Genomic DNA, 23,038 nt, shown 5'->3' with positions numbered 1-23,038 from the left:
GCGGTTGAAAACGACTTTCATCTTCTGTAAGGAGGCGGCGTGCGCGTCGCGTTCGTCGGTAAGGGCGGCAGTGGGAAGACCACCCTGTCCGCGCTCTTCGCCCGACACCTGGCCGCGGCCGGCGCGCCGGTGGTCGCCGTCGACGCGGACATCAACCAGCACCTCGGAGTCGCGCTCGGACTGGACGACCGGGCCGCTTGCGCGGTTCCGGCGCTCGGCGGCCAGTTGCACTCGATCAAGGAATACCTGCGCGGCGACAATCCCCGGATCGCCTCCGCCGCCGAGATGGTCAAGACCACCCCGGCCGGTCGCGGCTCGCGGCTGCTGCGCCTGGACGGGGACGATCCGTTCCACCGCGACTGGAGCGTGGACGCTAGCGGGGTGCGGCTGATGGCCACCGGGCCGTTCACCGAGGAGGACCTCGGCGTCGCCTGCTACCACTCCAAGACCGGCGCGGTAGAGCTGTACCTCAACCACCTCGTCGACACCGAGGGCGAATACGTCGTCGTGGACATGACCGCCGGCGCGGACAGCTTCGCCTCCGGCATGTTCACCCGCTTCGACCTCACCTTCCTGGTCGCCGAGCCCACCCTGCGCGGCGTGTCGGTCTACCGCCAGTACCGCGAATACGCCGACGGCTACGGCGTCCGGATCGCGGTGATCGGCAACAAGGTCACCGGTCCCGAGGACGAGGAGTTCCTGCGCGAGCGCGTCGGCGACGACCTGCTGACCTGCCTCACGACCTCGGCCTACGTCCGCGCCGCGGAGCAGGGCCGCTACGCCCCGCTGGACGCCCTCGAGCCCGCGAACCGGGAGTCCCTCGACCTGTTCCGACTCATCGTCGACGGCTGCGAGAAGGACTGGGGACAGTTTCAGCGCCAGGCGATCGACTTCCACCTGCGCAACGCACGCGCCTGGGCGAACAAGGCAGTGGGCGTAGACCTGTCCGGTCAGGTCGACCCTGAGTTCGAACACGGACCGCGGGCGCTTGACCTACTCGCGGCGTGACGAGTTAGTCCGCCGCTGGCTGCCCCCGTCCGGGGCCGCCGCGCTTCAGGCGGGGCGGCGGCCCAGACAGTCAGCGGCGCCGGGATAAGTGTGGACGGCGGCCGTGGCAATGCTGTGGAATCCTCGTTGCATACGGGTAGCATCGATCTGCCCTATGGTCATCGTGGCCTGCGATAAGCGGTCGGCGACCGCGCCTGGGAGTCCGCATGCGGTTCGCGTTGTTGGGTCCGCTTCTCGTCTTCGGCGACGAAGACGGGCAGCCGGCGCCGCCGCCGCTCGGACCGCGCCTGCGTGTGCTGCTCGCCGCGCTGCTCCTGCGCGCCAACGAACCGGTCTCGGTGGACGCGCTGGCCGAGGTGGTCTGGGACGGGGCGCCGCCACCCGCCTTCGCCGTCACGCTGCGCAGCCATGTGATGCGCCTGCGCAACGCGCTCGGCCCGGACGCACAAGCCCGGATCGTGTCGCGCGACCCCGGCTACCTGATCCATGTCGACGAGGCAGAACTGGACGTGCTGCGCTTCGAGGCCCTGTGCCGCGAGGCGGGCGCCGCTCTGGGACGGAGCGGCTGGTCCGAGGCGGCGACGGTCGCCGCCGCCGCGCTGGACCTGTGGCGCGGCACCCCGCTGGTCGACATCCCGTCTCAGACGCTCACCGAGGTCTGGCGCCCTCGCCTGGAGAACCTGCGCCTCCAGGCGTGTGAGGGCCGCATCGAGGCTGAACTCAACCTCGGCAATGACGAGCGGGTGATCCCTGAGCTGCAGGCGCTGGCAGCGGAGTATCCGCTGCGCGAGAGGCTGCACGCACAGCTGATGCTCGCGCTGGCCCGGTGCGGCCGCCAGGCTGAGGCGCTGGCGGTGTATCGCGACGTGCGGCAGGTTCTGGTCGGGGAGCTGGGCGTGGAACCGGGCCCTGAGCTGCGCGATCTACATGCCGCGATCCTGGCCGGGGACGCCGAGTCGCTCGCCCCGCGCCCCGAGCCGGCGCCCCGCAGCGACCCGAGGCCCGTGCCGCGCCAGCTTCCGGCGGCGGCCGGGCACTTCACCGGTCGCTCGGCCGAGCTCGAGCTGCTCTCCGCGCTGTCCTCGCAGACCAGCGCGGGCGGCGGCACGGTAACGATCTCAGCGATCGACGGAATGGCCGGCATCGGCAAGACCGCGCTCGCCGTGCACGCCGCGCACCGCTTCGCCGAGCGGTTCCCGGACGGTCAGCTGTTCATCGATCTGCACGGCTACACGCGGGGCTATCGGCCGCGCAGCGCGGGCGAGGCGCTTGACTGGTTCCTGCGCGCGCTGAGCGTGCCGCCGCAGCAGATCCCGCAGGACCTCGAGGAGCGCGCGGCGGTCTACCGCAATCGGCTCAGCGATACCCGAACCCTGATCCTGCTGGACAACGCCTCGAGCGAGGCGCAGGTCAGGCCCCTGCTTCCGGCCGCGCCCGGCTGTCTCGTCCTGGTCACCAGCCGCCGCCGGCTCAAGGGGCTGGACGACGCCCGCGTGGTGTCGCTGGACGTGCTGCCCGCCGAGGACGCCGTCGAGCTGCTGCGTGTCATGGTCGGCGACCAGCGGGTGGCTCCGGACGACCCGGCCGTGCAGGAACTCGCGGCCCTGTGCGGCAGACTGCCGCTGGCGCTGCGGATCGCCGCCGCGCTGCTGCGCCACCGGCCCGCCTGGACCGTGGACTACCTCGTGCGGCTGCTGCGCGACCAGAGCCGCCGGGTCACCGCGCTGACCGATGGAGAGCACGAACTCGCCACCGTCTTCGACCTCTCGTATCAGGGCTTGACCGAACCGCAGCAGCGGCTGTTCCGGCACCTGGGGCTGCTCCCCGGTCCCGACACCGACGCGTACGCGGCCGCCGCGCTGCTCGACAGTGACCTGCGTTCCGCCGAGCGTCTGCTCGAGGACCTGGTCGACCACAACCTGCTGATCGACGACGACCCGGGCCGCTACCGGCCGCACGACCTGGTGCGCTTGTACGCCCGCGCGATGACGGAGCAGGAGGCCGCGGAGGAGCGCGACGCCGCGGTCGACCGACTGCTCGACTACTACCTGGACACGGCCCGGGCAGCCGACCGGTTCCTGGCGCGGCGCACTCCGGGATCGGCCGCCGCCGTGCGCCACCCGCCCCGAGAACGGCCCGATCCCGGCACGCTGGAGGAATCCGCGGCCTGGATACGCGCCGAGTTGCCGAATCTCATCGCCGCCGTGGATCTGTCGGCCGGGCGCGCGGACGCACTCCACGCCGTCGCGTTGCCCGTCGCGATGCACGGCTACCTGCGCAGCCACGGGCCGTGGCCTCAGGCGTTGCGGCTGCACACCGCCGCCGCCGAGGTCGCGGAACGGCGGGGCGATCAGCTCGGCGAGGCCACCGCGCTCACCGACCTGGCCACGGTGCGCTGGCTCGGCGATGACTACGACGGTGCGGTCGAGGCCACGGGGCGTGCCCTCGATCTGGCCCGCGCATCCGGGGACGCACTCTGCGAAGCCAATGCACTGACCGAACTGGGCACCGTCCGCTGGCTCCTCGACGACTACAAGCAAGCGATCGACACGCTAGGGCAGGCCATCGATCTGTATGAGCGGATCGGCGATCGGCGTGGCAACGCGCGTGCCCTCGCCGAAATCGGCACCGTCCGGCGGATGACTGGGGACTACGCGGGGGCCACCCAGGCGCTGGAGCGCTCGCTTCGGCTCACGACTGAGATCGGGGACCGGCAAGGGCAGGCGATCGCCCTGTTCGGCCTCGGCTCCGTGCGTCAGATCACTGGGGACTACGCGGGCGTGGTCGAGGCGCAGGAGCGGGCGCTCGAGTTGTTCCGGGAGCTCGGCAGCCTCCTCGGCCAGCGCGGTGCCTTGTCAGGTCTCGGCCATGTCCGGCGGATGATCGGCGACTTCACCGGCTCGGTGGAAGCGCACTCGCTCGCCCTGGAGATCTCGCAGGAGCTGGGAGACCGGCAGGGCCAGGCGATCGGCCTGCTGGGCCTGGGCAAGGTGCAGCAGCTGGCCGGGGAGCACCGCGACGCGATCCGGGCGCTCGAGCGCGCACTGGAGCTGTTCCAGGAGCTGGAAAGCAAGCAGGGCGAGGCGAACGCGATCAACGATCTCGGCAGTGTCTGGTTGCTGACCGGCGACTACAAGGACGCCATCCGCGCGCACCAGCAGTCGCTGGAGCTGTTCCGGCAGGTCGGCGACCCGCAGGGCGAGGCTGAGGCGCTCAACCGCTGGGGCGCGGTGCTGACCGCGACCGGCGATCCTGACCAGGCCAGGACCCGCTACACCGAGGCGCTGCGCCTGGCCCGCGAGATCGCGTCACCGGTCGACGAGGCGGACGCGCTCGAAGGGCTCGGTGAATGCCTCGTGCAGGAGGGACGGCCGGAAGCCGGCGCCGCCCAGCTCAGCCAGGCGCTGGCGATCTGCCGTCGGCTCGGCGTGCCGGCCGCCGACCGGCTCGCGGCGCGGCTGAGTGAATTAGGCCTCGGAGAAGGCTGAGTCCGCTCCCTGAAGAGCGCAGCCGCTACTCAGCCGCGAACCGTCCACGGCGCGGGCCACGTGCGGTCGGGCGGATCGACCGATACTGCTTCGGCGCGGTGCTCCGACGCGCCGCGCGAGCCTAGCACCGCCGCCGCGTTCTGTCCGTTCTGCCCTCGCTGCGGCTTCTCCGGACCGCTGCTCCTGCGCATCAGCGCGAGCTTGTGACAACGCCCGATGAACACTGCACCCATGACCTTGTCCCCGTGGTGTGACGCCGCGTCCGCCGGCTCAGGCCGGATCGGATTCGGGCAGGAGCTTGGCGGTGAGCCGGTCGGTGCGCGGCCAGCGCACGTCGTAGACCCACTTGAACTTCTCGAAGATCCAGATGAGCCGGGCCGAGGGGTCGATCTGGCGGGGCAGGACGCCGTGCCGCGCGCCGCTCGGGTCCGCGTGGTGCGAGTTGTGCCAGTTCTCGCCGAACGAGATGACGGCCAGCGGCCAGAAGTTCGTCGCCTTGTCCCGGCTGGCGAACGGGCGCGAGCCGGCCACGTGGCAGACCGAGTTCACCGACCAGGTGATGTGGTGCAGCAGCGCCATCCGCATCACCCCGGCCCAGAAGAACCCGGCCAGCGCGCCGGTCCAGGAGAGCGTGACCAGCCCGCCGATCAGCGCCGGCAGCAGCAGTGAGACCGCGGTCAGCGGGCCGAACAGAAGGCCGATCAGCCGCAGGTCGCGGTCCGCGCTGATGTCGGGGGCGAACCGGTCCCGGTTGCTCAGCTCCCGCCGCAGCATCCAGCCCATGTGCGCGTACAGCAAGCCCTTGAGCAGGGCACGTATATCAGTGCCGTAGCGCCACGGCGAGTGGGGGTCGCCCTCGCGGTCGGAGAAGGCGTGGTGACGCCGATGGTTGGCGACCCACTGGACCGGCGAGCCCTCCACCGCGAGCGAGCCGGCCACGGCCAGGGCGATACGCAACCCGCGCCGCGCCTTGAACGCGCGGTGCGTGAAACAGCGGTGGTAACCCACCGTCACACCGAATCCGGAGACGACATAGCCGACGACCGCCATCGCCAGATCCAGCGGCGTCAGGCCCCAGCCCCAGGCCAACGGGACGATGACGGCCAGACTCAGCAGCGGTCCGACCACGAACACCCACATCGCGATGCCCGCGGCGGCGTTCTGTGGGGCGTCGAGGAGGGGCCTGGGCCCCGTCTCCGGATCGAGGGCCGCATCGGTGGTCGTCGAGGACTCGATGACGGGCTGTCCGAGCCGCCCCACGTCGGCCAGATCCATGGCTGCTGCCTCCTCGGCGCTGCGGATCGGCATCCACGCTGTTCAATTCGCCGCCGACCGCGGTCAACACGACGCTAACAGTGTCGGGCACGGCTGCGAACCTCCCGATGAACGCCGCGACGCGATATCCGGCCAAGTCGGTGAATTGCGGACCGCGCGCACCCCGCTCGCGTGCGCACCGTGACCGCACGGACACCGCGCGGCTGTAATGCGGCTGAAGCCGGTGCGGAGCTGAGGCGTCGCGCGCGAAAAAGTCGCTGCAACCCGTTGACCCGCGCAGGCCGCGTCTGTAACTTCCTGCTGTAACTCTGCAAAATTTTATCAACATGCAGTTAACGCTCAGCCGAAGACTGCAATTTATCTACTCTCGCACCACGCCGACGATGTCGTTCCGTGCGGGGCATCCGGCTTCCTCGGCGCCTCCCACACCCACGGGTTCTTCGAGCCCGGCGAGGCCTGGTGGCGGCTGTGGATCGCGCGCCGGGGACAAGGCGTTCCCCGCGACGCGATCTTTCGCCGCCGCTCCAGCCGACTCGAAGAGCGCGTTTTCGCCTTAAGGAAGAGGATGAGAACGAGAAACGGACCCACTCGGCTGCGGACCGCCGCGCTCGCGATGGCCGGTCTGCTGGCCTCGCTGCTTCCGGCGCTCGTCGCCGCGCCGGCCGCGCACGCGGCGGGCAGCAATCTGGCGCTGGGCAAGGCCGTCACCGCGAGCAGCGTGAACGGCCAGTACGTCGCCACGAACATCAACGACGGCAACCAGGCCAGCTACTGGGAGAGCACCAACGGCTCGAACGTCTTCCCGCAGTGGGCGCAGGTCGACCTGGGCGCCGCCACCCAGATCAACGAGGTGGTGCTGCAGCTGCCCACCGGCTGGGGCGCGCGGACGCAGACGCTTTCGATCCAGGGCAGCACGGACAATTCGACGTTCTCCACGATCGTGGCGTCCGCGAACTACACGTTCGACCCGAACGCGAACAACAACACGGTGACGATCAACTTCGGCACCGCGAACACCCGCTACGTCCGGGCGAACATCACCGCGAACACCGGCTGGGCGGCCGCGCAGATCTCCGAGTTCCAGATCTACGGCCCGGCCTCGTCCTCCACGCCCAACCTGGCGCTCGGCAAGAACATGACCGCCAGCGGCTCCGCGCAGAACTACACGCCGGGCAACGCGAACGACGGTAACCAGTCCACCTACTGGGAGAGCACGAACAACGCCTTCCCGCAGTGGCTCCAGGTCGACCTCGGCTCCACGGTCGCGATCGACCAGGTCGTGCTGCAGACCCCGATCACCAACTGGGCCGCGCGCACCGAGACCCTCGCGGTGCAGGGCAGCACGGACGGGTCGAGCTTCTCCGACATCGTCGCCTCGGCGAGCTACACCTTCGACCCGGCGACCAACAGCACGGTGACGATCAACTTCACCCAGACCACCACCCGGTATGTACGGCTGAACATCACCGCGAACACCGGCTGGCCGGCCGGGCAGATCTCCGAGTTCCAGGTCTACGGCCCGTCGGGCGGCACCACGCCGCCGAACCCGCCGACGAACCTGGCCTACACCCAGTCCAGCAGCGGCGCCGTCACGCTGACCTGGACCGCGTCGACCTCGTCGAGCACGACGAACTACGACATCTACGCCAACAACACGCTGCTGACCAGCGTCCCCAGCACCGCGACGACGTACACCGACAACCCGCCGACCACCGAGACGGTCACGTACTTCGTGCGCGCCCGCGACGCGTCCGGCAACCAGTCGGCCAACAGCAACAGCGTGACCCGCAACGGCCAGAGCGCGACGCCGCCCACGGCGCCGACCAACCTGGCCTACACCCAGCCGCAGTCCGGGCAGATCAACCTGACCTGGGGCGCGGCGACCGACGCGGTCGGGGTGACCGGCTACAACATCTACCGCAACTCGGCGAAGATCGCCTCGGTATCCGGCACGACCCTGACGTACACGGATTCGGTGGCTGCCACGCTGACCGTCTCCTACTACGTGACCGCGACCAACGCGGCAGGGCTCGAATCCTCGCCGAGCAACACCGTCACCCGCACCGGCTCCGGCGGCACCGGCACGAACCTGGCGCTGGGCAAGCCGATCGACGGAACTCCGTACACGTACATCTACGCTCCGGCGAACGCCAACGACGGCGACGTGACCACGTACTTCGAGGGCTCGTCGTATCCCAGCAACCTGACGGTGCACCTGGGCGCCAACGCCAACATCACCTCGGTGGTCGTCAAGCTCAACCCGGCCACCGTCTGGTCGGCGCGCACCCAGACCATCGCGGTGCTGGGCCGTGAGCAGAGCGCGACGACGTTCACCACGCTGGTGCCGGCGCAGAGCTACTCGTTCGACCCCAACAGCAACGCGAACACGGTGACCATCCCGGTCACCGCGACCGTCGCCGACGTCGAGCTGTCGATCACCAGCAACAGCGGGGCGCCCGGCGGCCAGTGCGCCGAGTTCCAGGTCTTCGGCACCCCGGCGCCGAACCCGGACCTGACCCCGACCAGCAGTTCGTGGACGCCGTCCGCGCCGGTGGAGACCGACAACGTCACCACCTCCGCGGTGATCACGAACCAGGGCACCGCGGCCTCCGTCGGGACCGACGTGGGCTTCTACCTCGGCACGAACAAGGTCGGCTCGACCACCGTCGGCGCGCTGGCGCCCGGCGCCTCGCAGACCGTGTCGGCGAGCATCGGCACGCTCAGCGCCGGCTCGTATCAGCTCACGACGAAGGTCGACGAGACGCACAAGAACTTCAACCTGCAGGCCAACCAGAGCTACACCAACCCGACGAACCTGGTGGTCGCCCCGGTGCAGAGCGCCGACCTGGTCGGCACGCTGGCCTGGACGCCGCCGAACCCGGCGAACGGCAACACGGTGACCTTCACGGCCACGGTGAAGAACCAGGGCACGATCGCCACCACCAGCGGCTCGCACGGCATCACGGTGACCCTGCGCGACTCGTCCAACAACACGGTCGCCACGCTGACCGGCGCGGTCAACGGCGTGATCAACTCCGGGGCCACGGCGGCGCCGGTGACCCTGGGCACCTGGTCGGCCGTCAACGGGAAGTATGACGCGCACATGGTGCTCGCCACCGACCCGAACGAGCTGCCGATCAAGGTTCCGCACCTGACCAGCGACACCCCGCTGTTCGTGGGTCAGGGTGCGAACATGCCGTACGACTCGTACAAGAGCACCACCGGCCAGTTGGGCGGCTCGGCCGCGGTCGTCGGCCCGAACCGCACGATCGGCGACATCGCCGGCGAGGCCACCGGCCGCCAGGCCGTGACGCTGGACAACACCGGCGACTCGGTGGCCTGGACCTCGCGCGAGTCGACGAACACGTTCGTGCTGCGTTACTCGATCCCTGACGCGCCGGGCGGCGGTGGCATCAACGCCACCCTCGACCTGTACGCGAACGGGAACCTGGTGGAGCCGCTGAACCTGACCTCGCACTACGCGTGGCTCTACGGCGCGGAGACCGGACCCGGCGACTCGCCGAGCGCCGGCTCGCCGCGGCACATCTACGACGAATCCAGCTTCATGCTGCCCTCGTCGTATCCGCAGGGCACCGTGTTCAAGCTGCAGAAGGACTCGGGCAACACCTCGCAGTACGCGATCGACTTCATGAACCTGGAGCAGACCGCGCCGACTGCGAACCCGGACCCGGCGCACCTGCTGGTACCGGCCGGCTTCACCGGGCAGGACGTGCAGAACGCCATCAACACGGTGAGCGGGTCCAGCACCTACACCGGCGTCTTCCTGCCGGCCGGCCAGTACGCGCTGACCGGGCGTATCCAGGTCGGCGGCAAGGGGATGAAGATCGTCGGCGCCGGCGTCTGGTACACCCAGTTCGTCGCACCGCAGAACCAGACGAACACGGACACCGGCTTCGACGTGCAGTCGACCGCCAGCGGCTCGTCGTTCAGCGGCTTCGCCTGGTTCGGCAACTACACCACCCGCATCGACGGTCCCGGCCACACGTTCCAGCTCACCAACACGTCGAACATCTCGATCGACAACGTGTGGATCGAGCACAACGTGGTCGGCGTCTGGGGCCTGACCGCCGTCACGAACTCCTCGTTCACCAACATGCGCATCCGCGACACGTTGGCCGACGGCATCAACCTCACCAACGGCAGCCAGAACAACCTCATCTCCAACGACGAGGCGCGCACCACCGGCGACGACAGCTTCGCGCTGTTCGCCGCGCAGGACAGCTGCTCCGGCTGCAAGGAGATCAACAACACCATCCAGAACGTCACGGCGATCGCTCCCTGGCGGGCGGCCGGCGTGGCGATCTACGGCGGTGGCAGCAACACGGTCCAGAACTTCACCGTCTCGGACACGCTGTGCTACCCCGGCCTGACGATCAGCTCGCTGAACTTCGGGTTCCCCTTCGAAGGGTTCGAAGCCGCTCCGCAGACCACCACGATCCAGAACTTCTCTCTGCAACGTGACGGCGGGCACTTCTGGGGTAATCAGGCGTTCGGAGCGATCTGGGCGTTCTCCGCGACAAATGCCTTCCAAGGCATCAGAGTCAATAACGGAACAATCACCGATCCCACATATACCGGGATCATGTTCCAGACCGACTACGTCGGCGGCACCGCGCAGTTCCCGTTCGCGGACACCATCTTCACCGGAATGAGCATCTCCGGGGCGCACGCGAACAACGACGGATTCGGCAACGGCAAGTCCGGCTTCGGCATCTGGGCCAACCCGCTGCCTGAGGCGGGCCAGGGTCCGGCGGTCGGCACGGTCACGTTCAACCAGCTGACCGAGAGCAACAACGACGTCAACATCGAGAACACGACGTCGACCCTCACGATCACCGTGAATTAGCAATCCGCACCGCGTAAGGAAACGCAGGAGGCGGGCGCCGCTTCGCCGGGAGACCGGGCGGGGCGGCGCCCGTCCGCGTTCCGGGTCAGTACTTATCCGGGACAGTGCTTATCCGGGACAGTGTTCGACGTCAGGATCGAAGTGTTCAGTGCAGCAGGGCGCGGCCCAGGTGCGTCAGGTCGTGCCGGACCGCCTGACCGTGGCGCCGGCTGGTGATGAGACCCGCGTCGCGTAGCGTGGCGGCGTGCTCGGACGCCGACGGCAGGCTGATCCCGACCTGCCGGGCGATGCCGCTGGTGGTGATCGGCTGTCCGCGCAATGCCCGAAGGACGGCGGCGCGGGTGGGACCGAGCAGCGCCGCGAGCGAGTCGCGGTCCGGCTCGGCGACGGGGCGCTCGCGGCCGGTGCGCGCCGGGTAGATGAACACATACTGGGACGGGTCTTGCGGATTCCAGGTGCACAAGGGGTAGCCGGTCCAGAATGCTGAAGGTATCAGGACCAGGCCTTTGCCGCCGGGGTAGATCTCGCGATCCCGGGGATACGGGCTCTCGATGGTCATGCCGTTCAGGTAGACGTCAGGACTCAGGGTGCTGAGCATCTCGACGACTCCGTAGTGCCCGAGTGTCGCCATGCGCTGCGTGACGTCGTGATGGAACCGGGCGTTCACACCGGACCAGTGCGGCGCCAGGCACGCGGCGTGGAACGAGCGCAGTGCCTTGTCGAACGCCTCCAAGACCTTTACGTCACCCTCGACGTAGCGCATCAGCCACGGCGGCACATGGGAGCTCATCCGCGAGATGATCTCCAGATTGGCAGCGTGTACGGACTCTGTGCTGTTGCGCACGACGTGGAAGGCTTCTTCGGGGTCGGGAGTCAGCACGTCGAGGAAGAGCACGCGGTCGCGGCAAGGCGCCAGGTGCAGCAGCGGCCGGGCGTTGCTCGGAAACGCCGACCGGACCGTACCGCGCCAATCCGGCGCACCGCGCGGGCTGCGTGGCCGATTGCGCAGCTCGAACAGCATCAGCGCCGCCTCGAGAATCGGCGCGGGCGCGCCGGCGAACCGGATCCGCCCCAGATCCTCGGCGGTGAGATGCACGCGCAACATCGCTGGCCCCCACTCGCGCCGAACCGGACGACGCCACGACCGTACCGCACGGGCACTGACTGGGATGTCAAGGCTCTTCGCCCGGAGCCGAAATGCTCGCGCGGGGACGACACCGGTCGGCAGACTCGACTCGCGTCGCGTCGGGGTTCGGCGGCGAAGCGGGCGGGCCGCCCGGGCGATCGGGGGCGGGCGGCATTCGCCCGGCGACCTCCTAGGGCGTCCAAAAGCATCGCCGGGACCGCGATACCTGCTGTGTGTTCGGCTCGCGTGTGGGCGAAACACCCCCCGGTGCTGCCAGGCACCTATCGTTCACTGCTTCCCGACATCAGGGAACTCCGCCGCCCTGCGAACCGCACGCGCCAGACGCCTCAGGCTCATCCGACGCTCCTTTTTAGATAGGCCCTAGTGGGAGTCGCGGGAGACCTTTGATCCGCTGGAGCCGATCAGGAAATCGAGGTCGGCACCCTGATCGGCCTGCATGACGTGATCGATGTAGAGCCGCTCCCAGCCGCGCAGGGGCGCCGCAAAGGCAGCCGTCATCGCGGCGGAGGGGCGGCGGCGCGCCAGGTCGTCGGCGGGCACGTCGAGATCGAGGCAACGCGCGGCGACGTCCAGGACGACGGGGTCGCCGTTCTCGACGATGCCGAGCGGTCCACCGGCGGCCGCCTCCGGCGCGGTGTGCAGGACGACCGTGCCATACGCGGTGCCGCTCATCCGGCCGTCGCAGATCCGCACCATGTCGCGGACCCCCTGCTTGAGCAGTTTGGCGGGCAGCGGCACGTTCGCCACCTCGGGCATGCCCGGATATCCCCTGGGTCCGCAGCCGCGCAAGACGAGCACCGAGGATTCGTCCACGTCCAGGCCGGGGTCGTCGATCCGCGCGCGCAGGTCTTCAACGCTGTCGAAGACCACGGCCCGGCCGCGGTGCCGCAGCAGGTGCGGGGAAGCCGCCGCGGGCTTGATCACCGCACCGGACGGGGCGAGGTTGCCGCGCAGCACGGCGATTCCGGCGTGCTCGCGCAGCGGCTCGGCGCGGCGGCGGATCACCGTCTCATCCCAGATCCGCGCGCCGACGAGGTACTTGACCAGGGGATCGCCGGTGACCGTGGACGCCTCGGGATCCAACAGGTCCTCCACCTCGCGCAAGACGGCGAGCAGTCCCCCGGCCCGGTGAAGGTCCTCCATCAGATGGCGGCCGGCGGGCTGGAGGTCGACCAGCAGCGGGACGCCGGAGCCGAGGCGGTCGAAGTCGTCGAGCCCGAGCTCGACGCCGAGCCGGCCGGCCAGGGCGAGCAGGTGCACCACGGCGTTGGTCGAGCCGCCGATCGCGGCGAGGGCGACGATGGCGTTGCGGAAGGAGCCCCGGGTCAGGACCCGGCTCGGGCGGCGGTCCTCGGCGGCCATCTCGACGGCCAGCCGCCCCGCGGCGTGCGCCGACTCCAGGAGCCTGCTGTCGGCGGCGGGGGTGCCCGCGACGCCGGGGATGGTCATGCCGAGCGCTTCGGCGACGCAGGCCATCGTCGAGGCCGTGCCCATCGTGTTGCAGTGGCCGCGGCTGCGGATCATCGAGGACTCCGACGCGAGGAACGCCTGCTCGGAAAGGGTTCCGGCGCGCACCTCCTCGCTCAGCCGCCAGACGTCGGTGCCACAGCCGAGCGGCTCGCCGCGGAACGTGCCGGTCAGCATCGGGCCGCCGGGCACCACTACCGCGGGAAGATCCACCGAGGCGGCGGCCATCAGCAACGCCGGGATGGTCTTGTCGCAGCCGCCGAGCAGGACCGTGGCGTCGACCGGGTTGGCGCGCAGCAGTTCCTCGGCCGCCATCGCGGCCATGTTGCGCCAGAGCATCGCGGTCGGTTTGACCAGGGTCTCCCCCAGCGACACGACAGGCAGGTTGAGCGGAACGCCGCCGGCCTCCCAGACGCCCTGCTTGACGCTCTCGGCGACCTCGTTCAGGTGCGTGTTGCAGGGAGCCAGGTCGGATGCGGTATTCGCGATCGCGATGTGCGGCCTGCCGTCGAAGGCGTGGGCCGGCAGCCCCCGGCGCATCCACGCCCGATGGATGTAGGCGTTGCGGTCGGTCCCGGCGTACCACTGAGCGCTTCGCTGCGACCCCATGTGCGGAGTCTACCCGCCGACTCCGCTGCGGTATCATGGTGTGGATAACTTCAGCGGCTCTCCGCCGGGAGGGGACCATGCGGGCCTTCGTCATCACCGGGCCCGCGCGGGCCGAGGTCAGGTCGGTGCCCGACCCGGTGCCCGGCCCGGGCGAGGTGGTCGTCGATGTCGAACGCGCCGGGGTGTGCGGCACCGACATGGAGCTGTTCTCGGCGGACATGGCGTATCTGCGCAGCGGGCACGCCGCCTATCCGCTGCGGATCGGGCACGAGTGGTGCGGCGTGGTCACCGCGCTCGGAGCGGACGTGGACCCGAGGTGGGCCAGGCTGCGCGTCACCGGCGACACGATGCTGGGCTGCGGGACGTGCGACCGATGCGCGAGCGGTCGGGCGCATCTGTGCGCGGACCGCTACGAGATCGGCCTTCGCCGCGGCTGGCCTGGCGCGCTCGCGGAACGGCTGCCAGTCCCCGCGTGGGCGCTGCGCGAACTCCCCCACGGGGTCGACGCGACGGCGGGGGCGATGGTGGAACCCGGCGGGAACGCGGTGCGTGCATTCCAGGCCGCGGACGTCGCGCCCGGCGAGCGTCTGCTGGTCCTCGGTCCCGGCACGATCGGCCTGCTCGTCGGACTGATCGCGCGGGCGCGCGGCGTGGAGGTCCACGTACTCGGCGCGACTGCGGCCTCGCTGCGGTTCGCCCGGTCGCTGGACCTCGAGTACGTCTGGACGGCCGAGACGCTTCCCGGGCTGCGCTACGACGCGGTCGTTGACGCCTCCAATGGCGAGGCGATGCCCGGCCGTGCCCTTGAACTCGTCGAGCCGGGCCGCCGCGTCGTGTTCATCGGCATCTCCAAAGAACCCAGCAACGTCGACAGCCGCACCGTCGTGTTCAAGGATCTGACCGTCGTCGGCATCCTCGGCGCATCAGCAGGCTTAGACGGAGCGATCGACCTCTACAACACCGGCGACGTCGACCCGCGCCCACTCGTCGCGGCCACCGTCACGCTCGATGACGTTGCCGGAATCCTTGCCGGGGACCGCGATCCGGCATGGGGCGATGCGCCGAAGATCCACGTCGATCCCCGGCGCTAGCTGGTAGAGCCCTCAGTTCAGCGTCCGGTCGGTCACCGCGAGGCCTGTGCCGCCCTGCTGGTAGTCCACGGTCCTGATTCCCAGCGCCGCCTGAAGCCCTCGGGCGGGCAGCACTTGCGGCGTCGGGGCGGCCGCCGTACCGGGTTTGGGCAGTGGGTAAGCGGTGGTCGTCGCGGAGTGGAAGGTAACATTCCCCTCGACCCGGCTGAACAACTGGTGCACGTGGCCGTTGAGCGCGGTCACTGAGGCGAAGCGCTTCAGCAGGCTGAGGACCTGAAGCGCGTCATCCGTGCTCCAACCCCACTGGGGATACATCGCGAACAGCGGGATGTGGCTGAAGAGCACGATCGGCGTGTCCGAGGACAGACCCGCGACATCCTTGCGGACGAAATCGATCTGATCCGCGCCGAGGTGGCCCAGCTTCTCCAGACTCAGCGTATTGACAAGAGCGATGAAGTGCACTCCGTGCGTGTCGAAGCTGTACCAACCCTCCCCCACCGTGTTGTGGCCGAAGATCTGCCGGTAGGCGCGCCCGGCGTCGCCGACCGAGTCGTGCTCGCCCGGGACGGTGAACACCCGGCCCGCGCGCAGCCCCGACAGCATCTGGTCGACCTGGTCGAACTGGGCGACGGTGGAGGTATGGGTCAGATCTCCGGTGTGCATGACGAAGTCCGGCCGGAAGCTCAGTGCATTGATATCGGCGAGGGCGCGGCTGAACGAGGCGGTGACGTCCGTGTTCGCGGCGCCGGTGAAGCCGATGTGGCTGTCTGAGATCTGAACGAACCGCAGGGCATTGGCGTCGCCGCCAGCCGCCCCGCCGCCGTTCCTGCCGTCCACGACGTGGCTGATCACCTCGCCGCCGGTGACCGTGAGCACGACCGCGGCACCGAACCAGCCGGCGTGGCGGGCCAACTGGCGGCGCGTCATGCCCTGGTCGGTCACTGGGTCACCGTCACGGTCGCGGTCATGAACGGGTGGATGGTGCACAGGTAGGCGTACGTTCCAGGCTTGGTGAACGTGTACGTGTAGGACTGCCCGGTCGAAAGCGCGGCGGAACCGAGCGGGCCGCTGTTGTTCTGGCTGGTCACCGTGTGCGCATCGGTGTCGCGGTTGGTCCAGGTGACGGTGGTGCCCACCTTCACCACGAGCGCGGCGGGCGCGAACGCGAAGTTCTGGATCGCCACTGCGTTCCCGGCGACCGGAGCAGCCGGCGCGACGCCGGCCGAACCAGTCGGCATGCCGGACATGGTCATACCCGGCATCGCCGAACCGCCACCGGCATCGCTGCCGGTGGCGGTTCCGGTGGCGCCGGGCTGTCCGGCGAGGGACTGGCCGGCACCTGGGACGATGCCGGTTGCTGTCGCGGCGGCCGGATGCGACGGGCCGGAGCACGCCGCGAGGGTGATGACGCCGGCGGCCAACAGCAGCCCGGCGGCCGGGAGTGCGCGGCGGGGTCGAGAGTTCGAAGCCATAAGTCCGTTCCTGATCGTGGGTCGCAAGATCAGGGCGCCGACCCGAAGCGGCGGAGCAGCGCCCGACGGGAGATACGGCCCCGGGTTACACGTGCACTGGGTCATGTGCGCGGGGTCATGTGCGCCGGGTCACACATGCACCGGGTTCCCGAGCCCGCACGGCAACCGCGGGCCGTCTGTAACCCCGACCCGTATCTCTTGATGGAAGAGGAGCCGGAACGTCGGCGTCGGCAGCGATGTCGGCGCCGACGTCGAGGGAGGGTGTCGATCTAGTATGAGCTGTGACCGGACGACGGGTGGTCTGGCCGCTGGGCGGTGCGATGCGCGCGGCCCGGCGCGTTGAGGCGGCCGATCCGCCCGCGCGTCAGGACGGCGCGGCGTCGGTGCCGACCAGGTTGCCCAGCGCCGTGTACCCGGACTGGGACGCGATCTACACCGACAACGTCGGGCGGATCTACCGGCTGATGTTCTCGAAGGTCGGCAACCGCCCCGACGCCGAGGATCTGACCTCGCAAGTGTTCCTGACCGCTTACGGGCCGCTGCGCGCCACGGCGGGCGTCGCGCAGGTGCGGGCGTACCTGTCCGCCACGGCGCGCACAGTGCTCGCCGAGCACTGGCGGCGCACGCTCGGCCATCAGGTCACTGAGATCGACCCGGCGACGGACCTCGAGGACTTCGCGAGCATGTCGCCGCCGCCCGAGGACGGCCGCGCGGACGAACGCGCGGCGCGGATCCTGCGCGCTCTGCCCGAGCGGCAGCGGCAGATCCTCGTGCTGCGGTTCCTGCGCGGCTACTCGGTCCGGCAGGCGGCGGCGGAGCTCGGTGTGTCCGTCGCGAACGCCAAAGTGCTGCAACACCGCGCCCTGCGCGCCGCCGCGGGCCTGGAAAAGGAAGGGGAAGCGCCATGAGGCAACCGGTGGACCGCTATGTGGACCGGCTCTTGCGGCGGCGCCGCCCCAAGCCCTTCGCCCCGACCGAGGACGAGCTTTCCGTCCTGCGCGCAGCGATCGATTTGAGCGCCGCCGCGCCCGACGCCGGCGAACCGCGCACCGCTTTCGTCGAAGCTCTGCGCGAGCGCCTCGCCGAGCGGGCACGGACCGACCAGGACGCAGCCGAGCCGCCGCGGCCCGCCTGGCGCGCGCCGGCGCGCCGCCGGATCCTCGCGGCCGGTGCCCTAACCGCTGCGGGAGCTGCGGCGGGTGCGAGCGTCGACCGCATGTTGGGTGGCGGCAACGCGGGCAGCGCGGCCGCGAGCAGCCAGACTCCGCCGCAGACCGAGATCACCCCGACCCACGGGACCTGGCAGACCGTGCTCGACAGCGCCGACCTGCCGGAGGGCGCGGTGCTCCAGTTCGATCTGGGCGCGGTCAACGGCTTCCTGCGGCGCGTGTCCGGACGCGTTCAAGCAGTGTCGGGGATCTGCACCCACCAGGGCTGCCGCCTCGCTCTCGACGCCACCCACGAGCTGCTGACCTGCCCATGCCACGGCGCCACCTTCACCCCGGCCGGGCTCAACCTCACCCATCCGCGGCCGATGAGCCGGCCACTGCCCGCACTGCCCCGGCTTCCCGTCCGCGAGCAGGACGGCCGGATCCAGATCTACGCGCCCAGCACCACTGCGTAGCGGCATTACCTGGTGTGAACGTCGTTACGGCTGCGGCCGGGCAACGAAGCGGTGTCTGATCTGGCGTCAGGGCAGGCGCGTCCGGATACTGCTGTCGAAGGTTGGAGGCGCTATGACAGGCACCATCTCCCAACGGCGGCGTTTGTGGATCGCCAGCGTCGGCGCCGGAATCCTGGCCATATTCGCGCTCGGCTACGGAAACCAGAGCCTGGAGTCCTGGCGGTGGAGCCAGTGGGAGGGCGACTCTCGCTGGCTGCGCCCGTTCCTCGGCTCGCTGGACGAGGTGGCCTGGCGGTTCACCGCGCCGACCGAAGCGCAGGCGCAGCGCATCTGGGTCGGGCTCGGGGTCTCGAATCCGAACCACGCCTGGCTCGGCGCGATCGTCCGGGACGTGGCCGTCATCGTGCTGGGCTGGCTGCTGATCTACGCGGCCGGGCGCGGCGTGGGGGCGGTGCGCGGCCGCGCGGCGGTGTTCTTCGCCGTGCTCGGCGCGGTGGTGATCGCCGTCGTCGTTCCGTACGTCGCGGTCGTCCCGCTCCAGTTCGGCACCGCCCTGAGCGGGGACGGGCCGCCGCAGATCTATTACAGCGCGCTGGACGCCGGGCTGATCACCGGAATGGCCGCCGGGCTGCTCGTCGCGCTGGTCAGCGCGCTGATCTACCGCAACGATCCGAACGCGCTGGCCAGCCCGTTCGCCCCGCCCTTCGCCGCGCCGATGATGTCGCCCCTCGAGCCGACCCTCGCCGAGCCGGGCTTCTCGATCGGGCGCAACGATCCGGACGCGGACACGCTGATCGAAGGGTTCGAGAACTAGCCGCTGACGTCCGGCCTGCGGGTGCGCATCCGGGTCGCGGCGACCGCGGCCGCGGCGGTCACCAGGTCGGCGGCGGTCATGAGCAGGCGGGAAACCAGCGCCGCGAGCAGGGCCGTGTCGGTGGGCAGCACGGCCGCGAGCAGCACGACGAGGGTCGCCTCGCGCGCGCCCGCACCGGCCGGGGCGAAGAGGATCAGGAAGCCGACCGACCAGGCCAGCGCGAAGCCGCCGACCGAGGCGGCGAAGGCCCGACCGGTCGGCGCGCCGAGCGCGGTCGCCAGGACCCAGATCTGCAGGCCGTATCCGAACCAGCCGATCACCGCCCAGGCGAACGCGAGCGCGGTGCCCTTCGCGGTGATCGGGTGGTCCGGCGGCGGCTGACGCAGCACCCTGAACACGGTGGCGAGAACGGGGCGCAGCACCGCGGGCAGCAGCGTGACCAACCCGATGGGCGCGATCAGAAGGACCCAGACATAGGTGTGCAGCCGCGCCGGCTCGACGAACGGTAACAGCGCCGCCGCGACGACCACGGCGGCGATGAGCGTCGTCAGCATCGTGATCGCGTACGTAGCCGCGGAGCGCGCGCGGGGCACCTTGTACGCCTTAGCCAGCTCCATCTGTCCGAGCGCCGCCCACACCGAGCCGGGCAGGTATTTGCCGAGCTGGCCGAGGAAGAAGACGCGGGCGGCAGCGCGAAGCGGCAACGGTGAGCCGAGGTCGGTCAGCACCGCGCGCCACTGCATCAGCCCGGCGAACAGGGCGAACAGCACGCACCCCAACGCCGCCACGAGCTGCGGCACGGTCAGGCGGTCCAATCCGGCGCGGATCGCGCTCCAGTCGTGCACGACGGCGTAGCAGCCGAAACCCAGGGCCACGGCTAGGAAGGCGGCAATCGCCGGACGGCTGCCCGCCGCTCGGCGCAGCTTCGTCAGCGCGGAGCCGTGCCGCTCACCTGCTTCCGCCGCGCGCGTCTCCTGCTCGTGGTCCTCTGGCAGCACGGGACCGGCCACCGGGCCGGAGCCTTGCTCAACTGTCACGGGAGCGGACGACCAGGTCGGCGAGCAGCGCCAGGCTGGCGATGATCAACCCGGTGAGGAAGACCAGCACCGTGTTCACGGCGAACCGCCACGGGTGCACGACGAGGTCGAACACCCCCTTCGCGAAACCGATGCCGACCAGCCAGAGCGCAATGGGCATCAGTACCTTGAGCGGATTGAAGTACATGACCATCCGCAGTACCTGCAGGATGTAGCGGTAGGCGTCGGCGCCGAAGCGGAACTTCGACACACCGGCCCGCTTGGCGTACTCGATCGGGATGAACCGCACGTCGCGTTGGTTGGACATGAAGGCCAGGGTGATCGTGGTGACACAGGAGAAGCCGGCCGGCAGAAGCCTCAGATACGGCAGGGCGATCTCGCGGCGGAAGGCGCGCAGCCCCGAGTTGAGGTCCGGGATCCGCTCGTTGGTCAGCTTCTCGGCGATCTTGCGGATCAGCCATTTGGCGGGGATGCGCAGCAGCTTGTGCGTGCCCTCCTCGCTGGTGCGCGCGCCGACGACCTGGTCGATGTTGGGGTCGAGCTCGAGTGCGCGGACGAACTCCGGGATGCGCGTGTTCGGATACGTCATGTCGGCGTCGGTCCACACGACGATCTCGCCGCGGGCCGTGTGGGTGCCGATCCGGCGCACGGTGCCCGCCCCGCCGTTGCGGTGGAAGGAGATCACCTTCATCGCCGGATAGTCCTTCTGGGCGCCGCGCAGCAGTTCGAGCGTGCGGTCCGTCGAGGCGTCGTCGACCGCGAGCAGCTCGTATCGGTATCCGGACTCGTCCATGGCTCGGCAGATGCGCTCCACTTCGGCGACGACGTGCCCTTCCTCGTTGTAGCAGGGCAAGACGATCGAGACGTAGGGCGCGGGTGTCTCAGCTGGACTCGCGGCGGCCTGCTCGGGAAGCGCGCCGTGCAGCACCGTGGCTTTCACCGACGTGCCGTTCGCGGTCAGAGCGGTCTTCGCAGCGGACTGGTCGAGAGTCATGGGCGCGCCATCCAAAGCGTGTAAGTCTCCGGCATCACACCGGTCGGCCGTTTCACCAGTTCCTGAGCGTCCTGCTGGTCGTCGATGTTCACCACCTGGACACCGGTCAGCCCCACCTGCTGGAGCAGCTGGGACGTCGAGGCGATCACTACCGGGGTGCGCCCGGCCGCGCGGATCGACGCGGCGGCGAAGGCGACGTTCACCTTCGTGACGTCCATCGGCGCCGGCTGAACATAGGCGGCGGGCACACCGCACTCGCCGCGGATCACCGGGAGCCAGGAGCTGAACACGTCGATGCTGATGACCGAGTCGGACGGCTTCAGCTGGGTGCACAGGTTGGCGATCGCGTCCGGCTCGGCCTGTTCGGTGCGGTTGAGCGAGATCGGGAAGGCCGCCGCCGCGGTCGGCGCAAGGCACAGCGCCGTGCACAGCCCCACGCTGACCCACCGGGCCGCGCGGTGCCAGCGCCCCGGCAGCCACGACCGATACAGGCGCGGCACCACCCGGGCGATCGCCCAGACCGCCAGCAGGATCACGCACGGGAAGACGACGACCACCAGCCGCCGGTCGGCCCACGGATGGTCCGGGGTGATGCCGGGATTGACGAGGGTCAGCGCGGTCGAGCCGAGCAGCACCGGCAGCACCGGCAGCCAAGGGCGCGCTCGGCCGCGCAGCACCCGCCAGGTCAGCCAGACCGCGGCGGCCAGCGCGAGCACGAGCAGGGGCCAGCCGACGTACCAGGAGACCCATCGCAGGCTCTGCTCGGCGTACGAGCGGGTGCCGTCGACCGGAAGTCCGAGAGCGGCCTGCGCGATGCTGGTGTGTCCGATCACCCCCTGGTCGGTAACCGACCGGGACGTCTGCACATACGGCCGCACCAGAAGCCCCGCCGCCACCAGCAGCACGAGGACCGCGGCGGCCGACGGCACGCCGCGCCACCAACGCGACCTGCGCTCGGCGAATCCGCGGCGCCGGGCGAGCAGGCTGGCCGCGATGGTCGCGATGCCAGCCGCTCCGAGCGCGACGAACATCAGCAGGACCGAGTGCCAGTTGCCCTTCACGTAGGGCAGCGTCACGGCCGCCATGTCCACGCCGCCGAGCCCGAACCCGATGGCGAGGCCGCCGAGGAACGGCAGCGCGCCGGGCCGCCGGGTGACCCACCACCAGCCGACGACCGGCAGCAGCAGCGCGATCTCGACTCCGGCGTCCAAGCGGACCAGTTGGCCGAGGCCGATCACCAGCCCCGCGGTCAGCGCCGCCTGTCGCGCGCCGGTCGCCGCGACCGCAGACCGTGGATCCCCGATCACGCACGTCAGCAGGACCAGCCCGGTGGTCAGCAGGAGCAGGGCGATCGGCTCGGAGTAAGGGCCCTGGAACACGTGGATCATCGGCCAGGTCACCGCCACCACGAGCGCGGCCAGCGGGGCCCAGCGCGGGCCGACCAGCCGCGCCGCCAGCGCCCCGACCGCGAGCACGGAGAGCGCGCCGACGAGCCCGGACAGCCCGAACAGGCCGCCCCAGCCGCCGGTCTGGTAGCCGAGTCCGAGCAGCATGGGCCAGCCGGACATGAACTGCGGGACGAGCGCGTCGCCCTTGGGGTAGAACGCCGCGCTGTCGAAGCCGAGCACGTTGACCGCGTCGCCGAACGCGTCGCTCTGGACCGAGATCGGCAGCTTCGGGTTGTGCGCCAGCCAGTAGCCGATCTGTGCATAGGAGCCGGCGTCGCGCTGGATGATCAGCTGGCTGCTGTGTGTGAATACCGCGAACGTTCCGCACGCCGCGGCGATCACGACCACCGACGCGATGGACCACCAGGGCGTGCGGGCGCCGTTTCCGCGCTTGACGCGCAGGACCGGGAGCACCCAGCGCACCAGCATGACGCCGGGCACGAGAGCGACCACGGTGATCGGGACCGGGTAGAAGAGGCCGAGCAGAAGTGCCGGAAATGCGACGATCAGCCATGCCGCGACCAGCACTCCGGGGATCACCCCGGCCGCGCGGAGCGGGTCGACATCCCGGAACTCGGCCAGCACGGCAGCCGACCTGGCGGCGAGATTCCCCGGCCCGGATCTAGGCGGCAGCACGCCCGGGCCTGTACCGGCGTCAGGCGCGGACGCTCCGGCGGTCTGCGTTGCCATTGCACTC

Annotated in this window: 15 protein-coding genes; 7 read left to right on the top strand and 8 right to left on the bottom strand. The window is 70.1% G+C overall.

The features are described from left to right. Nucleotides 1-39 precede the first annotated feature (39 nt). Nucleotides 40-1,008: an ATP-binding protein gene (locus VGZ32_RS21060; RefSeq protein WP_326887845.1), complete on the top strand. Its 969-nt coding sequence runs from the start codon at nucleotides 40-42 to the stop codon at nucleotides 1,006-1,008. Between the two features lie 206 nt (nucleotides 1,009-1,214). Continuing rightward, nucleotides 1,215-4,496 carry an AfsR/SARP family transcriptional regulator gene (locus VGZ32_RS21055; RefSeq protein ID WP_326887844.1) on the top strand — a complete coding sequence of 1,094 codons (3,282 nt, stop codon included), beginning with the start codon at nucleotides 1,215-1,217 and terminating at the stop codon, nucleotides 4,494-4,496. A 270-nt stretch (nucleotides 4,497-4,766) separates the two neighbouring features. Here the strand turns inward: VGZ32_RS21055 and VGZ32_RS21050 are convergent, their stop codons facing one another. Next, complete coding sequence (locus VGZ32_RS21050) at nucleotides 4,767-5,804, bottom strand: acyl-CoA desaturase (RefSeq protein ID WP_326887843.1); 1,038 nt, start codon at nucleotides 5,802-5,804, stop codon at nucleotides 4,767-4,769. 532 nt (nucleotides 5,805-6,336) lie between these two features. Here VGZ32_RS21050 and VGZ32_RS21045 point away from each other — a divergent pair. Then, nucleotides 6,337-10,638, top strand: coding sequence for a discoidin domain-containing protein (locus VGZ32_RS21045; protein ID WP_326887842.1), 4,302 nt, complete (start codon nucleotides 6,337-6,339; stop codon nucleotides 10,636-10,638). 145 nt (nucleotides 10,639-10,783) lie between these two features. On the opposite strand, the gene VGZ32_RS21040 is transcribed toward VGZ32_RS21045, so the two are convergent. Beyond that, on the bottom strand, nucleotides 10,784-11,743 hold the full coding sequence (locus tag VGZ32_RS21040) for a winged helix-turn-helix domain-containing protein (RefSeq protein WP_326887841.1): 960 nt from the start codon (nucleotides 11,741-11,743) through the stop codon (nucleotides 10,784-10,786). A gap of 402 nt (nucleotides 11,744-12,145) precedes the next feature. After that, entirely contained in the window at nucleotides 12,146-13,861 is a 1,716-nt protein-coding gene (locus VGZ32_RS21035) for an IlvD/Edd family dehydratase (protein ID WP_326887840.1), read from the bottom strand. Between the two features lie 77 nt (nucleotides 13,862-13,938). On the opposite strand from VGZ32_RS21035, the gene VGZ32_RS21030 reads away from it, so the two are divergent. Continuing rightward, nucleotides 13,939-14,952 (top strand): zinc-dependent alcohol dehydrogenase, encoded by a 1,014-nt coding sequence (locus VGZ32_RS21030; protein ID WP_326887839.1) that lies wholly within the window; start codon nucleotides 13,939-13,941, stop codon nucleotides 14,950-14,952. A 12-nt stretch (nucleotides 14,953-14,964) separates the two neighbouring features. Here the strand turns inward: VGZ32_RS21030 and VGZ32_RS21025 are convergent, their stop codons facing one another. Together VGZ32_RS21025 and VGZ32_RS21020 are read right to left on the bottom strand one after the other, a co-directional pair. After that, nucleotides 14,965-15,879 carry a metallophosphoesterase family protein gene (locus VGZ32_RS21025; RefSeq protein ID WP_349263695.1) on the bottom strand — a complete coding sequence of 305 codons (915 nt, stop codon included), beginning with the start codon at nucleotides 15,877-15,879 and terminating at the stop codon, nucleotides 14,965-14,967. Nucleotides 15,880-15,890: 11 nt separating this feature from the next. Beyond that, nucleotides 15,891-16,424, bottom strand: a complete 534-nt coding sequence (locus VGZ32_RS21020; protein WP_326887837.1) for a cupredoxin family copper-binding protein — start codon at nucleotides 16,422-16,424, stop codon at nucleotides 15,891-15,893. Between the two features lie 320 nt (nucleotides 16,425-16,744). Between VGZ32_RS21020 and VGZ32_RS21015 the strand changes: the two genes are divergently transcribed. The 3 genes from VGZ32_RS21015 (at nucleotide 16,745) to VGZ32_RS21005 (ending at nucleotide 18,862) form a co-directional block, all read left to right on the top strand. Beyond that, complete coding sequence (locus tag VGZ32_RS21015; RefSeq protein WP_414642572.1) at nucleotides 16,745-17,332, top strand: RNA polymerase sigma factor; 588 nt, start codon at nucleotides 16,745-16,747, stop codon at nucleotides 17,330-17,332. Continuing rightward, nucleotides 17,329-18,048: a Rieske (2Fe-2S) protein gene (locus VGZ32_RS21010; RefSeq protein ID WP_326887835.1), complete on the top strand. Its 720-nt coding sequence runs from the start codon at nucleotides 17,329-17,331 to the stop codon at nucleotides 18,046-18,048. Before VGZ32_RS21015 ends, VGZ32_RS21010 begins: the two co-directional genes overlap by 4 nt. Before the next feature lie 112 nt (nucleotides 18,049-18,160). Continuing rightward, a complete protein-coding gene (locus VGZ32_RS21005; protein ID WP_326887834.1) occupies nucleotides 18,161-18,862 on the top strand; it encodes a hypothetical protein in 702 nt (233 codons plus the stop codon). Here the strand turns inward: VGZ32_RS21005 and VGZ32_RS21000 are convergent. From VGZ32_RS21000 to VGZ32_RS20990, 3 genes are read right to left on the bottom strand one after another with little or no spacing between them, the layout of a single operon-like run. Then, nucleotides 18,859-19,899, bottom strand: coding sequence for a lysylphosphatidylglycerol synthase transmembrane domain-containing protein (locus VGZ32_RS21000; RefSeq protein ID WP_326887833.1), 1,041 nt, complete (start codon nucleotides 19,897-19,899; stop codon nucleotides 18,859-18,861). The genes VGZ32_RS21005 and VGZ32_RS21000 overlap by 4 nt on opposite strands. Continuing rightward, complete coding sequence (locus VGZ32_RS20995; RefSeq protein ID WP_326887832.1) at nucleotides 19,889-20,893, bottom strand: glycosyltransferase family 2 protein; 1,005 nt, start codon at nucleotides 20,891-20,893, stop codon at nucleotides 19,889-19,891. Before VGZ32_RS20995 ends, VGZ32_RS21000 begins: the two co-directional genes overlap by 11 nt. Then, the gene (locus VGZ32_RS20990; protein ID WP_326887831.1) at nucleotides 20,890-23,031 is read right to left on the bottom strand and encodes a hypothetical protein; all 2,142 of its coding nucleotides are present in this window, start codon (nucleotides 23,029-23,031) and stop codon (nucleotides 20,890-20,892) included. Before VGZ32_RS20990 ends, VGZ32_RS20995 begins: the two co-directional genes overlap by 4 nt. Nucleotides 23,032-23,038: the final 7 nt, after the last annotated feature.

The sequence above is a fragment of the Actinocrinis sp. genome (assembly GCF_035938995.1).
In the GTDB taxonomy this organism is placed as follows: domain Bacteria; phylum Actinomycetota; class Actinomycetes; order Streptomycetales; family Catenulisporaceae; genus DASZGI01.
This window is presented reverse-complemented; position numbering and strand designations above follow the sequence as displayed.